The organism is Corynebacterium sp. MSK041 (genome assembly GCF_030232265.1).
In the GTDB taxonomy this organism is placed as follows: Bacteria; Actinomycetota; Actinomycetes; order Mycobacteriales; family Mycobacteriaceae; genus Corynebacterium.
Genome location: NZ_JASPJK010000001.1, coordinates 293,172 through 308,533, shown reverse-complemented (window position 1 = coordinate 308,533; position 15,362 = coordinate 293,172). Strand labels below are relative to the sequence as shown.

The 15,362-nt window shown below is 58.7% G+C and carries 13 protein-coding genes; 5 read left to right on the top strand and 8 right to left on the bottom strand.

All coding sequences use genetic code 11. The annotated features are described in order from the left end of the window. From QP968_RS01555 to gdhA, 7 genes are all read right to left on the bottom strand, one after another. Window positions 1-285, bottom strand: coding sequence for an acylphosphatase (locus QP968_RS01555; RefSeq protein WP_284854620.1), 285 nt, complete (start codon window positions 283-285; stop codon window positions 1-3). 5 nt (window positions 286-290) lie between these two features. Next, entirely contained in the window at window positions 291-1,841 is a 1,551-nt protein-coding gene (locus QP968_RS01550; RefSeq protein ID WP_284854618.1) for an alanine/glycine:cation symporter family protein, read from the bottom strand. Between the two features lie 10 nt (window positions 1,842-1,851). Next, window positions 1,852-2,697: a bifunctional DNA-formamidopyrimidine glycosylase/DNA-(apurinic or apyrimidinic site) lyase gene (gene mutM, locus QP968_RS01545; RefSeq protein ID WP_284854616.1), complete on the bottom strand. Its 846-nt coding sequence runs from the start codon at window positions 2,695-2,697 to the stop codon at window positions 1,852-1,854. 9 nt (window positions 2,698-2,706) lie between these two features. After that, on the bottom strand, window positions 2,707-3,471 hold the full coding sequence (gene rnc, locus QP968_RS01540; RefSeq protein WP_284854615.1) for a ribonuclease III: 765 nt from the start codon (window positions 3,469-3,471) through the stop codon (window positions 2,707-2,709). Continuing rightward, a complete protein-coding gene (locus QP968_RS01535) occupies window positions 3,471-4,025 on the bottom strand; it encodes a YceD family protein (protein WP_284854613.1) in 555 nt (184 codons plus the stop codon). The genes rnc and QP968_RS01535 overlap by 1 nt, the downstream gene beginning before the upstream one ends. Before the next feature lie 29 nt (window positions 4,026-4,054). Continuing rightward, on the bottom strand, window positions 4,055-4,774 hold the full coding sequence (locus QP968_RS01530; RefSeq protein WP_284854611.1) for a DivIVA domain-containing protein: 720 nt from the start codon (window positions 4,772-4,774) through the stop codon (window positions 4,055-4,057). A gap of 92 nt (window positions 4,775-4,866) precedes the next feature. Continuing rightward, window positions 4,867-6,213 (bottom strand): NADP-specific glutamate dehydrogenase, encoded by a 1,347-nt coding sequence (gene gdhA / locus QP968_RS01525; RefSeq protein ID WP_284854609.1) that lies wholly within the window; start codon window positions 6,211-6,213, stop codon window positions 4,867-4,869. Between the two features lie 160 nt (window positions 6,214-6,373). Here gdhA and QP968_RS01520 point away from each other — a divergent pair, with 160 nt between their 5' ends. After that, window positions 6,374-7,564 (top strand): glycerate kinase, encoded by a 1,191-nt coding sequence (locus QP968_RS01520; protein ID WP_502870897.1) that lies wholly within the window; start codon window positions 6,374-6,376, stop codon window positions 7,562-7,564. Here QP968_RS01520 and QP968_RS01515 read toward each other — a convergent pair. Next, complete coding sequence (locus QP968_RS01515) at window positions 7,534-7,929, bottom strand: hypothetical protein (protein ID WP_284854607.1); 396 nt, start codon at window positions 7,927-7,929, stop codon at window positions 7,534-7,536. The genes QP968_RS01520 and QP968_RS01515 overlap by 31 nt on opposite strands. 31 nt (window positions 7,930-7,960) lie before the next feature. On the opposite strand from QP968_RS01515, the gene QP968_RS01510 reads away from it, so the two are divergent. From QP968_RS01510 to QP968_RS01495, 4 genes are read left to right on the top strand one after another with little or no spacing between them, the layout of a single operon-like run. Then, complete coding sequence (locus tag QP968_RS01510) at window positions 7,961-9,298, top strand: DUF4921 family protein (RefSeq protein WP_284854605.1); 1,338 nt, start codon at window positions 7,961-7,963, stop codon at window positions 9,296-9,298. A gap of 53 nt (window positions 9,299-9,351) precedes the next feature. Further along, window positions 9,352-10,638, top strand: coding sequence for an amidohydrolase (locus QP968_RS01505; protein WP_284854604.1), 1,287 nt, complete (start codon window positions 9,352-9,354; stop codon window positions 10,636-10,638). A gap of 60 nt (window positions 10,639-10,698) precedes the next feature. Beyond that, window positions 10,699-13,086, top strand: coding sequence for a glycogen/starch/alpha-glucan phosphorylase (locus QP968_RS01500; protein ID WP_284854603.1), 2,388 nt, complete (start codon window positions 10,699-10,701; stop codon window positions 13,084-13,086). 29 nt (window positions 13,087-13,115) lie between these two features. Further along, window positions 13,116-14,972, top strand: coding sequence for a chorismate-binding protein (locus QP968_RS01495; protein ID WP_284854601.1), 1,857 nt, complete (start codon window positions 13,116-13,118; stop codon window positions 14,970-14,972). The last annotated feature ends 390 nt before the right edge of the window (window positions 14,973-15,362 follow it).

Sequence of the window (15,362 nt, the reverse complement as noted above, 5' to 3'; positions counted from 1 at the left end):
TTAGCGCTCAACGAACCCCTGGGCACCCCGCGGCTCACTGTACTGCGGTACGACGAGGGTCACGGTGCCGGGGCGCTTCGCGGTGGAGGGGTCTTCTTTCAGCAGAGCTAAAAGCTTATCGACGTCGCTTTGCTCCCCCTCCGCCACCACCTCAACGCGGCCGTCAGTGAGGTTCTTAGCGTAACCGGCCAGGCCTAGTTCCAAGGCGCGGCTGCGTGTCCACCACCGGAACCCCACGCCCTGAACGTGGCCAGTGACAAAGGCTGTCAACCGAATTGTGCTCATAGGCATTAAATGCGGGTCAGGCCGCCCTCATCGTTGTTGCCGTCAATGTTCCCATCGCGGCGGGCTTCCTCGACCGTGACGCGGTCTTCGATGCTGCGGCGCGTCACTGGATCAGAGCCATCCCAGAACTCAACGTTCTTGACCTCGGGCATCATGTCGCGGTGGAAGACCGGATCGATGTCCTGGCGGCGCTGTTCATTGAAGTTCTTCAGCAGCTTGATAGCAATGCCACCCAGCGGGATGATCGCGATGATGTTCATGATGGCCAGCAGACCTGCCATCGTGTCGCCCAGTGCCCACACCAGCGGAACAGAGCCGAAGCAACCAAAGACCACGAAGCCGAGCACCACGGTGCGGTAAATGTTCAGCACCGTCTTGCTCTTGGTCAGGTACTCGATATTCGCCTGGCCAAGGTAGTAATTGCCCAGCACGGAAGAGAAGGCGAGGAAGAACAGGATGAAGGTGATGAAGTGGGCACCCCACGCACCAACAGAGTCCGCCAGCGCGGACTGCGTGAGAGCAGCACCCTGAATATCATCACGGCCGTAGCTCACCGCCGGGCCAAGCAGAACAATGAAGGCGGTGATGGAGCACACCACGAGGGTGTCAAAGTACACGCCGAGCGTCTGCACAAGACCCTGCTTGACCGGGTGAGACACGGTTGCGGTTGCCGCTGCGTTCGGGGCAGAACCCATACCGGCCTCATTGGAGAACAGACCACGGCGCATACCCTGCATGAACGCAACACCCACGGCCGCGCCAGCCACTTGCTTGAAGCCAAGTGCGTGGCCGACGATGAGTGAGATCATGTTAGGAACCTCGCTGATGTTCAGCACCACGACGATGATGCCAACGATGATGTAGGCGCCCGCCATGAACGGAACGATGATCTGGGTCCAGCTAGCCACACGCGTGACACCACCGAAGATGACCAACGCGGTCAGGCTAGCCAGCACCACTGCAGCAAAGCCCTTCAGCATATTGGAGTCATTGCCCAAAGAACCACCAACAGCTTCAACGATGGAGTTGGACTGAACGGCGTTGTACACAAAGCCGTAGGTGAAGGCGAGGAAGACGGAGAACACAGCAGCCAAGTGCTTCCAGCCCAAACCACGAGTCATGTAGTAGGCAGGGCCACCGTGGTAGTTCCCATTCTCATCCTTGGTCTTCCACAGCTGTGCCAGCGTGGACTCCACGAATGCGGTTGCACCACCCAGAATGGCCAACATCCACATCCAGAACACTGAACCCGGGCCACCGATGGAGATAGCCAGGGCCACACCGGCAACGTTGCCGGTGCCCACACGGGAGGCAGCAGAAATGGTGAAGGATTTGAAGGCGGACAGTCCGCCGTACTCCTCATCCAAATCACGCCCTGCACGGTCTTTGCCCTTCGGGCTTTCCGCGATGGCACGGAACATGTCCGGCACGGCACGGATTTGAACAAAGAGGGTCCGCAGCCCGAAATAGACGCCTGCTGCCAGCAGGAACCAGGGCACGAGACTCCAGATGACACCATTGAGCGTGTCATCAACAAAAAGATACGCAGCTTTCATGTCGGAAAGTTTATAGCGTCTGGCACTCCGGACAGTAATAGGAAGACCGTTGATTCACTGTGGTCCGGTGAATTGGAGCGCCGCACCGCGGACACGGTTCATCTTCCCGCCCGTAGGCATTGAGTGAGCGCGCAAAATAGCCACTCGCACCATCCACGTTGACGTACAACGCATCAAAGCTCGTGCCACCAGCTTCTAGGGCGCGAGCCATGACTTCCCGAGACTCCTCGAGGAGTGCTACCGCATCACGCTGCCGCAATGTCTTTCCCTTGCGGGTGGGTTTCACGCCCACTGCCCACATCGCTTCATCCGCGTAAATGGATCCGATGCCACTAACCACGGATTGATCCAACAGGATCGTTTTCACTGCCACATTCTTACGGCGCATCGTGCGCGCAACTTCCACCACGTCGAAGGACTGCTCAAAAGGATCCGGTGCAATGTGCGGAATGTTTGCTGGAACGGTCAAGTCGCGGTCGAAGGTCATGGGCACCCACTGCCAGGAACCAAAGATGCGCTGGTCAATAAAGGCGAGCTCGATCTCTTCCCCGTCGCGTTCCAGCACCGAGCGGATACGCAGATGACGGCTGTTTGCCATCCCCGGTTTCCCCACGATCATCTGGCCGGACATCCGTAGATGGACCAGCAACGCATTGCCATCTGAAAGCTCGAGCCACATGAACTTGCCGCGGCGCCCGGTGCCGGTGACCGTCAAACCGGGCAGCACCTCAGTTAGATCCGCATCATTGCCCAGCACGGCACGCGGATGAAGCACCTCCACGGACCTGAAGGTGTAGCCAACCACGTGGTCCTCTAGACCACGGCGCACCACTTCCACTTCAGGCAATTCAGGCATGTGAACCTACTAATCAATAACAGCAACTGCCGCCGCGTGATCATGAAGGAACATCATGGCTTGGCGTGCTGCTTGCTGTTCGGCCAACTTTTTATTCGGCCCTGTGCCCATGCCCAGCTCAGTCTCGCCGGAGAAGACATGGACGGTGAACGTTTGATCATGCTCGGGGCCAACCGATGTGGCGGTATACAGCGCTGCTTCCGCCTTCAGCTCCGCCAGGCGCTCTTGCAACGTGGTCTTCCAATCGTGGTGGCGGCCGGTGGCAGTAGCAGTGTTGATCTTGTACTCGAACAACCGCAAGATCACGTCACGGGCAGGCTCGAAACCATGCTGGCGGTATACCGCGCCGAAGATGGCCTCCATCGTGTCAGCAAGAATCGATTCCTTCGCACGCCCACCCGTGGTCTCTTCGCCCTTGCCCAGCAGAACATGCGCGCCCAGATCAATCTCGCGCGCCACATCAGCCAAACCATAACGGGAGACGATCGACGAGCGCATCTTAGAAATATCTGACTCCGGCCGCGACGGGTGCAGCTCAAACAGCTTGGTGGCCACGGATAGACCCAGCACAGCATCGCCAAGGAACTCGAGGCGTTCATTGTTTGGCAAAAAGCCATGCTCGTTGGCAAAAGAACGGTGCGTTAACGCGAGCTTCAACAGGTCGTGTTCAACTTCCACACCGAGCTTGTTTACTAACGGCGCATGATCCACCGCCGCAAAAGCCTGGGCCCAAGCCTGGTCTCCCGGAATCTTGTTTTTCTTCGCGCGTGGCACTATTTCTGCCCGTCTGTATTCAGAAATTTCTCCAGCCCAGCCCACCGTGGGTCAAGCAGATCATTCTTCTCACCGGATACGCCATCCGGAGCAGGAACATCCGCATCATCAGGGCATGCCGGCTCACACTGTGGGTTAAACGGCCAGGTCAGGCCGGCCTCATCAACAAAGGCCTGTTCCAGATTCACGTTGCCCTCCTCGATGGTGGGCACATCATCACCCGAGCCGGAATCCACATCTTCTTCCGCATCACCGGTGATGAAGTCATCTGAACCCGAGTACACCTGAGAAATGGTGATGCTCTCCGTCGGAGTCAGTTCACGCAGGCAGCGCACGCACTGGCCTTGCAATTGTGCGGTCATCGTCGCGTCAACGAGCACGCCGCTGCCCAGCGGAGTCAGCGTCGCTTCAACCGTGACCTCAGCGCCTTCCGGCACTGCGATCATTTCCGGACCAATACGGGAAGGCGCGGGACCAGTCTTGGTTACCGTTTCCGGGAGGCCATCACCGCGCATGACAGCCGCGACATCGAAAACAAAAGGATTTGTAGCCATAACGGCCCTTAGCCTACCCGCACGAAGGCTTATCGACGGCGCGGGCTCTCATACCGTCGGCCCGACACGCCAGCGCCCTGGCGCAGAGCCGAACGGTCCGAGGAGACAGTGCGCAGAACCGACGTCAAAGCCTCTTCGAACTCACCCAGTTTGCCGTCCACAAACTCATCACATTCAGTGCGCAGACGATTCGACTCGGTGTGAGCGTTCTCCACGATGCGGTGCGCTTCCTCATCCGCACGGCGGGTGACCTCAGCTTCGGAGACGAGGCGCTTCTGCTCCTCCAGACCTTCAGCAACAGAGCGGTCATACGACTCATTACCGTCAGCAACGAGACGCTCAGCCTCACGGCGTGCACGCTCCACCATCTGCTCGGATTCCTCACGGGCGCGGGTCACGGTTGCGTGAGCATCCTGCTCAGCATCAGACACCATGCGCGTGGAGCGCTCCTGCGCATCACTCAACATCGACTCGGATTCATTGTGGGCATCGCTGACGAGGCGCTGAGCCTCGTCCTCAGCTTGACCAATGATCTGGTCAGCACGATCCTCCGCACCGCGAAGGATTTCATCCTGCTTGTCCAGCACATCCTGCGCGTCATCAATCTCAACCGGGAAGGCATTCCGAATATCGTCGAGAAGCGCGAGCACTTCGTTGCGCGGGACCATGCAGTTCGACGTCATCGGGACGCCGTAAGCCTGCTCAACTGTATTGACTAGTTCATCGAGAGCTTCAAAAACGCGGTACATATTACAAAACAGTACCTGCGAAAAGACAACCGCCCCGGCAAGCCGAGGCGGTGTGTCAGAGGATTGCTACAGCGGATAGCTGCGGGCGGTGTTTAGATCACGCCCTGCGCGAGCATTGCGTCCGCAACCTTCTTGAAACCGGCGATGTTAGCGCCGACCACATAGTCACCCTCATGGTCGTACTCAGCGGCGGTGGCAGACGTGTTGCGGTAAATGTTCTCCATGATGCGCTTCAGACGGTCATCCGTGTAATCGAAGCTCCAGGAGTCACGCGATGCGTTCTGCTGCATCTCGAGCGCGGAGGTAGCCACACCACCAGCATTCGCTGCCTTGCCCGGCAGGAAGTGAATGTGGTTCCTACGGTAGATCTCAATGGCCTCTGCGGTAGACGGCATGTTCGCACCCTCAGCGACATACTTGATGCCGTTCTCTACGAGCTTCTGGGCGTGCTCACCATCAATCTCGTTCTGGGTTGCGCACGGCAGAGCAACGTCAGCCTTGAGGTCCCAGATCGAACCATCAGCGTGGAAGGTTGCGCCGGCTGCCTCCTCAACGTATTCGTTGACGCGGCCGCGACGGACTTCCTTAATCTCCTTGAGCAGCTCCACGTCCACACCATTCGGGGTTTCCACCCAACCGGAAGAGTCGGAGAACCCAACGACGGTGGCGCCCAGCTCCTGGGCCTTCTGGATGGCGTAGATAGCCACGTTGCCGGAGCCAGAGACGATGACCTTTGCACCGTCGAGGGAATCACCGTGAGCAACCATCATCTTGTTCGTGATGTACACGCAACCGAAACCAGTTGCTTCCGTACGAACAAGGGAGCCACCCCAGGTCAGGCCCTTACCGGTAAGGACACCGGACTCGTGCTCGTTGGTCAGACGACGGTACTGGCCAAACAGGTAGCCAACCTCGCGGCCACCAACACCGATGTCACCGGCAGGGACGTCGCGGTACTCGCCGATGTGGCGGTGCAGCTCCGTCATGAAGGACTGGCAGAAACGCATGACTTCAGCATCGGACTTGCCCTTCGGGTCGAAGTCAGAGCCGCCCTTACCGCCACCGATGGGCAGGCCAGTCAGGGAGTTCTTAAAGATCTGCTCGAAACCAAGGAATTTGATGATGCCTAGGTTGACGCTCGGGTGGAAACGTAGGCCACCCTTGTAGGGGCCGAGCGCAGAGTTGAACTGGACGCGGAAGCCACGGTTGACGCGGACATCCCCATCATCCGCCACCCACGGAACACGGAAGATAATCTGACGCTCTGGCTCACAAAGACGCTCGATGAGGCCGTAGTCGTTGTAGTGAGGATCCTTCTGCAAAACGATCTTCAGGGAATCCAGAACCTCGGCGACAGCCTGGTGGAATTCTGGCTCCCCCGCGTTGCGCTTCAACAGCTTCTGGTAATAACCAGCGATCTGGTCTTCGTTCGTTGCCATAGTCGATCCCTTCTATCTATTAGCCGACAGTTTTGTCACTTTAGTGGCACTGGGCACGAAATGGGGAGTCGAGATCGGTCCGATTGCTAACGTCGTTACGTAATTAGAAAAAGTTTTTTCATCCGGCCTCAGAACCGGACCAACAAGCAGGAGCAGTACCGTGACCGGACACACTTTCTCCACCGCCCACACCCCGGAAGAAGACACCGCCGGATTACCAGCAGATTTTCAACCCAATGCGGACACTGTCCGGGTTATCGTCGCCCCGGACGCCTTCAAGGGAACGGCGAACGCGAGGCAGGCAGCGGAGTGGATCGCGGAAGGAATCCAGTCCATCATTATTGACTGTGACGTTGAACACATCCCCATGGCAGACGGTGGCGAAGGGACCGCAGAGCTCTTTTCCGGTGAAACCATCACGCTGCCAACAACGGATGCTGCTGGGCGTCTCACCGACGCGAGCTATGTCTTCAACGCCGCCGACGCCACCGCTTATATCAATATCTCCGCTGCTACCGGCCTGCCTGCCGTCAAAGACACCCCGGTCCCGCTGACTGGCGATACCTACGGCACAGGTGTCCTTATCGCTGATGCCCAATCCCGCGGGGCTTCCACCATCGTGCTGGGCATGGGTGGCTCGGCGACCATCGACGGTGGCACCGGCATCCTCGTAGCACTTGGCGCCACCCCGATTGATGCCCAGGGGCACCCGCTAAAGCCAGGTGGCGGCAACCTGGGGGAGCTTGCTGATTTTGATACTGCGCATCTGAACATCCCCGCGGGTTCCGTTGATTGGGTGCTTTTGTCCGACACTGAATTCCCCGCTACCGGCCCCCAGGGCGCGGCGCGTGTGTTTGGTCCGCAGAAAGGCGCGTCCGAAGAGGATGTGGAGAAGGTTGACGCCGCACTGGAGCACCTGTGCCAGGTCACCAGTGTTGATTCCCAGCAGCCGGGCTATGGCGCAGCGGGTGCTGTACCAGTAGGGATCACGTGGCTTTCACAGATGCTTCACGGCAACACGGACCACGTGCACGTGGTGTCCGGCGCACGCACTATCGCTACGGCACACAAATTGCGTGAGAAAATCAGCAACGCCCACTTCGTGGTTACTGGCGAGGGCAGCTACGACGAGCAAAGCGTCAACGGCAAGGTTGCCTCAGTGGTGACAGAGCTGGCTGCCGAGGCCGGTGCAACGCTGGCCGTGTGCGCTGGGCGATTCGACATTGATACCCCGGAGGGCGTCATCGCCGTGAATATCGGGGAGGAATCCGAGGATGTCCGGGCACAGCTTGTGCGCGCTGGCGCCCAGGCGGCTGTGGATTACCTCAATACCTCCACAACCCAGGGGTAGACCGCGGGGAGTTCAAAATCCATCTGGCGTTCCAATGCCACGGGATCACGTGGCAGCGTCGCCTTCGGCGTGAGCACACGGGACAGGCCCATTGCCAGTTGATTCATGGAACTCGCACCTGTAGCTGTGATGACATAGCGGGTAACCTGCGCCCCAGCAGGATCTTCCCCGCGCTCGTCTTCATACACGCGGCGCAACTGTGCGTGGGTGTCGGAGGAAAGCTCCGGTGATTCGTCGATAAGCACGCTGCCATCTTCAAGCTTTCCGTGCTGAACAAGAATCTCTACAGCACGGCTGAAAGCATCACCGACAGCTTGCGCTGCAGACGCGTCGGGCACGAGAACATCGAAGTGGATCCTAGGCATGAGCAAAGACTAGCGGATAACCTGAGAACCTATGACGCACCCGACGTTCCCCCTCCCCGCTGCCCGCGAGCCGCTGACCATCATGGCTGATGGGACGATTAAACAGCTCAACCCCTTTTCCGGAACGCAGGTGTGGACAGTGCCGGGGCGTGGCAATCGGCCTTTGGCTGCTGCCCACAAGGAGCCCCGCGAGCTGACTGATAAGGATTTCACGGCGGCGTGTAGTTTCTGCTCCGACAACATGCTGGCCACTCCCCCAGAGAAATCCCGCATCATCGCACGCGATGGGAAATGGGAGATCCTACGCGACCTGATGCCGCATGAACTCCACGACACCGAACCGCTATTTCGGCGCGTGCCTAACTTGTTTGAGATCGTCTCTTATGACTACTGGGCGCAAAACTATGGCTTCAGCATGGATGAATCCCGGGCTGAACACATGGAGCACTACCTGGCCGACGAGGCAGGGCGCCGTCACGTGTTCAACATTGTGCGCACACGACTGAAAGCCGCGGGCCATACTGAGCCTTTCAGCGAAGCAGAGTTGCTCGACCATGCCCCTGCTTACTTCGGTGGCGGGCACGATGTGATCATCGCGCGCAGGCACTACGTCGATGGCGCAACGGACAGCACACAGCTCGCCTCATCTGGGAGCATGAGCCCCGAAGAACACCATGCTTTCATCGCATTCACCATCGACTCCCTGCATGACCTCTACCAGCGCAACCGCTACGCACCCTACGTATCCGTTTTCCAGAACTGGCTTGCCCCAGCCGGCGCTTCGTTTGAGCACTTGCACAAGCAGCTCGTGGCTATTGATGAGCACGGGGTCCAAGCCGAAATGGAAATAGCCAAACTGCGCGCCAACCCCAACATGTACAACGAGTGGGGCATCAACTACGCCAGCCGCCACAACCTCATCATCGCGGAGAATGAGTACGCCATCATGGCCGCGGGCGTTGGCCACCGCTACCCCACCATCAGCATCTACTCCAAGTCCGAGATCTCTGAGCCGTGGTTGCATACCAACGATGAGGTCCGCGGTATGTCTGACCTCATCCATGCAGCACACGCGGCCACCGGAACTGCGGTGGCGTGCAACGAAGAATGGCACCACAAACCCATCGACCTGGACATGCCCATGCCATGGCGCATCAACATTAAGTGGCGTGTGTCCACCCTCGCTGGCTTTGAAGGAGGCACGCGCGTGTACGTGAACACTCTGTCGCCCTATGACATCCGCGACCGTACGGTCAGCGCTCTTTACAGTTTGCGTGATGCCGGAAAAATCGCCGGCGACCTGCGCATTGCCACCGAGTGCTCCCCTGCACTCAACGTTTTGCGTTATAACCCAGTGCTCAACCGCTAGTACCACTAATACACTGGCTCCGCACCAGCAATTTTTCAGGAGGCGCCCCGCTCATGACTGTTCAGCCGAACACCATCAAGGACATTCTGCAGAACTACACGGTGGACCCCGTGTGGCAGCGCGAACTGTATGAAGAGCTCCACGCACACCCGGAGCTGTCCATGCAGGAAGCAAACACTCATGCGCGAATCCTCATGGAACTGGAGCGCTTTGACTGCCAGATCATCGCGCCCATCGGCATCTACGGCATCGTCGCTGTGTTCCACAACGGGCCACAAACCAACGGCCGTTCTGGACCCACGGTGCTCTTCCGCGCGGACTTTGATGGCCTGCCGGTCACGGAGACCACCGGCGCACCTTATGCCTCGACGGACACTGCCACGCGTGCAGATGGCACCGTCACCGGCCTCATGCACGCCTGCGGCCATGACATGCACGTCACCGCCTTGCTGAGCCTGTGCGACATCATGGACAACAACCGTAAGCACTGGGCGGGCACCTTCGTCGCACTGTTCCAACCGGGCGAGGAAATTGGGCGGGGCGCTAGCGAAATGATCACTGACGGATTGGTTGAGCGCATCCCCCGCCCGGACATCTGCCTGGGCCAACACGTCATGCCGGGTCGTGCCGGGCAAGTGCAATCCAAGCCGGGACCCCAGTTTGCCGCCTGTGATTCCATCCGCATTCACATTCCGGGCCGCGGTGCCCACGGATCGATGCCACACGCGTCCATCGATCCGACCTACACCGCCGCCCATATTGTGCTTCGCCTCCAAGGCATTGTTGGCCGGGAGGTCAACCCGAAGGATTTCGCTGTGATCTCCGTTGGCCAGCTCAATGCCGGCACAACCAACAACATCATTCCCAGCCATGCAGAGTTAGTGCTCAACTGTCGCTTCTACAACGACGATGTGAAACACAAGGTTTACGACGCTATCCAGCGCGTGGTTATTGCTGAGTGTGAAGCTTCCGGCATCCAAGAAGAGCCACACTTTGAGTACTTCGCACACGGTGAGCTGCTGGACAATGACGTTGAGGCCTTCCACACAGTACGCACCACCTTCGACGCAGTCTTTGGTGCAGATTCCGTTGACGCGGAACCATCGACGGTCTCCGAAGACTTTGCCAACATCCCGCTTGCTTTTGGCGTGCCCTACATTTTCTGGCTTATTGGATCCACGCCGCGCACGGTGTGGGACAAGGCCGTGGCGGAGAACCGAGTCAACCTAGATGTGCCGGTCAACCACATGCCCACCTTCCTTCCGGAGTATGAACCAACCGTCCACGCGGCAACGCATGCCGCAGCGGCAGCCGTGCTGACCTACCTTGCCACCAACTAGTGGGTACAGTGGCGGGCGTTAGAGACACAACTATCTGATGTCCAGAGGTATTTTCCAGAAATGAATCTGCCAACCCCCCAGCCCCGGTTCACTGACACTGTCGGAGGCCACGTCCGCTCGGTCTCCGGTTCTGCTCCTGACACGTCTACCCCGAAGAAGTTCTGGACTGGCCTTTCCCTCGCGGCGATGGAGCAATTCGCCGACAACTGGGATGCCACCCGCACGGCCTACAAGGCAACCCGCCAACAGGCCTACTTCTCCGCTGAGTTCCTCATGGGTCGCGCACTGTTGAACAACTTGACCAACCTGGGTCTCGTCGACGACGCGATCAAGGCGGCCGAAGAAAACGGACAGAACTTCGTCGATGTTCTCGAAGCTGAGCATGATGCTGCGCTGGGTAACGGTGGCTTGGGCCGTCTGGCTGCCTGCTTCCTCGATTCCGCTGTCACCCAGGACTACCCGGTCACCGGCTACGGTCTGCTCTACCGCTACGGCCTATTCCGCCAGGAGATCGCCGACGGCTTCCAGAAGGAGCATCCGGATGCCTGGAAGGAGAGCTTCTACCCCTTCATCGTTCGACGTGGTACGCAGCAGCGCATTGTGAAATTCGATGACATGCACGTCCGTGCCATCCCCTACGACATGCCAATCACCGGCTACGGCACGGACAACGTGGGCACGCTGCGCCTCTGGGACGCATCCCCGATGCGTGAGTTCGACTACGATGCTTTTAATTCCCAGCGCTTCGCCGACGCCATCCTGGAGCGCGAGGCCGTACATGACCTCACGCGCGTGCTGTACCCGAATGACACCACTTACCAGGGCAAGGTGCTACGCGTCCGCCAGCAGTACTTCTTTGTCTCCGCTTCGCTGCAGGAGATGATTGATAACTACATCGAGCACCACGGTGAGGACCTGCGTGGCTTCGCCGAGTTCAACTCCGTGCAGCTCAACGACACCCACCCGGTGCTGGGTATTCCAGAACTCATGCGTCTGCTTCTCGACGATCACGGGATGACCTGGGAAGACGCCTGGGACGTGACCACCAAGACCTTCGCCTACACCAACCACACGGTGCTGCAGGAGGCCCTGGAAACCTGGGATGTGTCTATCTTCCAGCAGCTCTTCCACCGCATTTGGGAGATCGTGGTGGAAATTGACCGCCGCTACCGCGAGGACATGGAGTCCCGTGGCTTGGAGCCGGATGCCATCCACCACTACTCCCCGGTGCATGACGGCAAGGTCCACATGGCATGGATTGCGTGCTACTGCGCCTACTCCATCAACGGTGTCGCCGCGATCCACACCGACATCCTCAAGCGTGACACGCTGAACTACTGGTACGAGCTGTACCCGCAGAAGTTCAACAACAAGACCAACGGTGTAACCCCACGCCGCTGGCTGCGTATGTGCAACCCACGCCTGTCCGAGCTGCTTGATCGCCTCGTCGGTTCCGATGAGTGGGTCACCAACATGGACAAGCTCAAAGAGCTGCGCCACTACGCCGAAGACGACGCGGTGATGAAGGAACTCAGCGACATCAAGACGGCGAACAAGAAAGACTTCGCCGAGTGGGTTCGCGTCCATGAAGGCGTGGAGATTGACCCGGACTCCATCTACGACACGCAGATCAAGCGCCTGCACGAGTACAAGCGCCAGCTACTCAATGCCATGTACATCCTTGACCTGTACTTCCGCATCAAGGACGGGGAGACCAATATCCCGAAGCGCACGTTCATCTTCGGCGCGAAGGCTGCGCCGGGCTATGTTCGCGCCAAGGCGATCATCAAACTGATCAACACCATCGGTGATCTGGTGAACAATGACCCGGTGGCGTCCCAGTACATCCGCGTTGTGTTCATTGAGAACTACAACGTCTCCCCAGCTGAGCACATCATTCCTGCCACGGATGTCTCCGAGCAGATTTCCACCGCCGGCAAGGAGGCGTCGGGCACCTCCAACATGAAATTCATGATGAATGGTGCGCTCACCCTGGGCACGATGGATGGTGCGAACGTGGAGATCGTTGATTCCGTCGGCGAGGACAACGCCTACATTTTCGGCGCTCGCGAAGAGGAACTGCCGGTGCTGAAGAGGTCCTACAACCCGACTGAGGTCTACGAGAACAACCCCGCGATCAAGCGCGTGCTCGATGCGTTTATCGACGGCACGTTGGATGACAACCACACCGGCATGTTCTCTGACCTGCGCGATTCTCTGCTTATCGACGGCGGCTGGAACACCCCGGACCCCTACTACGTCCTGGGCGACTTCGAGTCCTACAAGGAGACCCGCGACCGCATGGCAGAGGAGTACTACGCTGACCCGTTGCAATGGGCACGCATGTGCTGGATCAACATCTGCGAGTCTGGCCGTTTCTCCTCTGACCGCACGATCCGCGATTACGCAACTGAGGTGTGGAACATTAAGCCGACCCCGATCAACTAGTGGCAACGCATCTGCAATGATGCTGTGTAATGATCCTGCTCGTTGATAATTACGATTCCTACACGTTCAACCTCGCCCACCTCATCACCGAGGTGAGCGGGGTTGAACCCCTTGTTGTGCCCGCGCACGAGGGGGCTGACCTGCCGGAGCGAGTCCGCGCCGGTGAGTTCAGCCATGTAGTGATCTCCCCTGGCCCAGGCACACCCGAACGGGAAGAAGACTTCGGTGTATCCCGGGGTGTCATTGAAGCCGCCGCGGAAGCACACATTCCTCTCCTCGGTGTCTGCTTGGGCCATCAAGGCCTAGCCATGTTGGCAGGTGCACGCGTCACCCGTGCGCCCGAACCCCGCCATGGGTTTGTCTCTCGCCTTAAGCATTCCGGCGATGGCATCTTCGCGGGCATTCCACAGGATGTTGAGGTGGTGCGCTACCACTCACTCCACGTGGAAGAAATCCCCGGCGTCACCGTTCATGCCCGTAGCGAGGATGGCGTGATCCAAGCCCTCAAAGTGGATAACGCACCACACTGGGGTGTGCAATTCCACCCGGAATCCATCCTCACTCAGCACGGCGCCACTCTCATGCGTAATTTCCTCGGCGGTTGGCGCCTGATCCACCGTGAGGTCCCCGGCGTGATTGATTGCCAGCGCGTCTTCAACGCGATCAAGCAAGACGGCAACGACGCATTCTTCCTTGATTCTGCTGATGCACGCGGGAACTTCTCTATTCTCGGGGATACCGCCGGTGATCTTTCACGGTCGTTCCGCTACTCGCTTAACTGCGAGGGCGATGACATCCTCCAGATTCTCGATCAAGAACTATCCACCCCAATCTTTGATGCACCTGATCTACCGTTCACCGGTGGCGTGATCGGCTACCTCGGCTACGAATGCGCTGAGCTCACGCTTCCGATCACGCTCTCCCATTCCTCCCCCTACCCGGACGCCTATTTCGTGCGGCCACAATCCTTCATCGTCTACGACCACAAAAATGAGATCGCACACCTCTGCTGCCTGACCAACTCGGAATCAGAGTCCCTCTTGGACCGCCTCGAAAGCTATCTCAACAGCACCGAGCACACCGACGCCTCCGAGCCCACAAACATGGACGCAGGTTCATGGCGCACTCCGGATTACCTGGCGCGTATCAAGGAGGCCCAGGAGCTCCTCCGCGCCGGTGAAAGCTACGAGGTGTGCTTAACCGACACGTACACCGCAGAGGTCACGGGCGACTTATATGCGCCCCTCCGCAAGCACAACCCCGCGCCCTATACCGCGCACCTCGTCTTCGACGGCGTGGAGGTAGCAAGCGCCTCTCCGGAACGGTTCCTCACCGTTCGTGGCCGCGAGGTGGAAGCAAAACCCATCAAGGGAACGGTCGCTGCCAACGAAGATCCTGCCTTGCTGGGCAACGAGAAGACTTGTGCGGAAAACCTCATGATCGTGGATCTGGTGCGCAATGATCTTTCCCTCGTGTGTGAACCAGGCACCGTCGCTGTTCCCGGTCTCATGCAAGTGGAAAGCTATGCCACTGTCCACCAGCTCGTCTCCATCATCACCGGTCGACTAAAAGCTGGCGCTACCGCCGTCGACGCGGTGCGCGCCACATTCCCACCCGGTTCTATGACAGGCGCACCCAAACTGCGCACCTGCCAGATCATCGACAGACTAGAAACCGGCCCCCGCGGTGTCTACTCCGGTGCACTGGGCTATTTCGGCTACGACGGCCAAGCCGATCTCTCTGTGGTCATCCGCACCGCTGTGCGTACCGGCTCCACCGTAACGGTGGGCGCTGGTGGTGCGATCGTTCTCGCCTCCGATGCTGAAGCAGAACTAGCGGAGCGTGACCTCAAAGCAGAGTCTGTCTTGGGCGCTTTCGGTGGCTAACAGACGCACGGCGCCACTCTGCTTCTACCTATTCTTAGGTAGGCAAACATACGGAAGAAGTCCTTCACACCGATATTCATCTGGGACAGAGGATCCACATGCAATGCTCGACAACCCGAGCATGAGCAGAGGCAGCTTAATAAGCGAGTTTGCAAAGCTTACGAGGTTGAAGTCTGAGGACAACTGCGTTGCTCCAGCCTCTGGTGGTTGAGCAGGTTCAGCAGTGGCATTCGGCGTGTGGACTGTGACGGCCCCGAAGGCGACCGTGCCTGCAAGTGCGAGGGTGGCTATACGTTGACGGACCATTGTTCGCCTCCTTGTTGGTCATGGAATACCCTTACAACCCGCCTATCGCTTAGATCGGCAAAAACTCTACATTCCTCCTTAGTT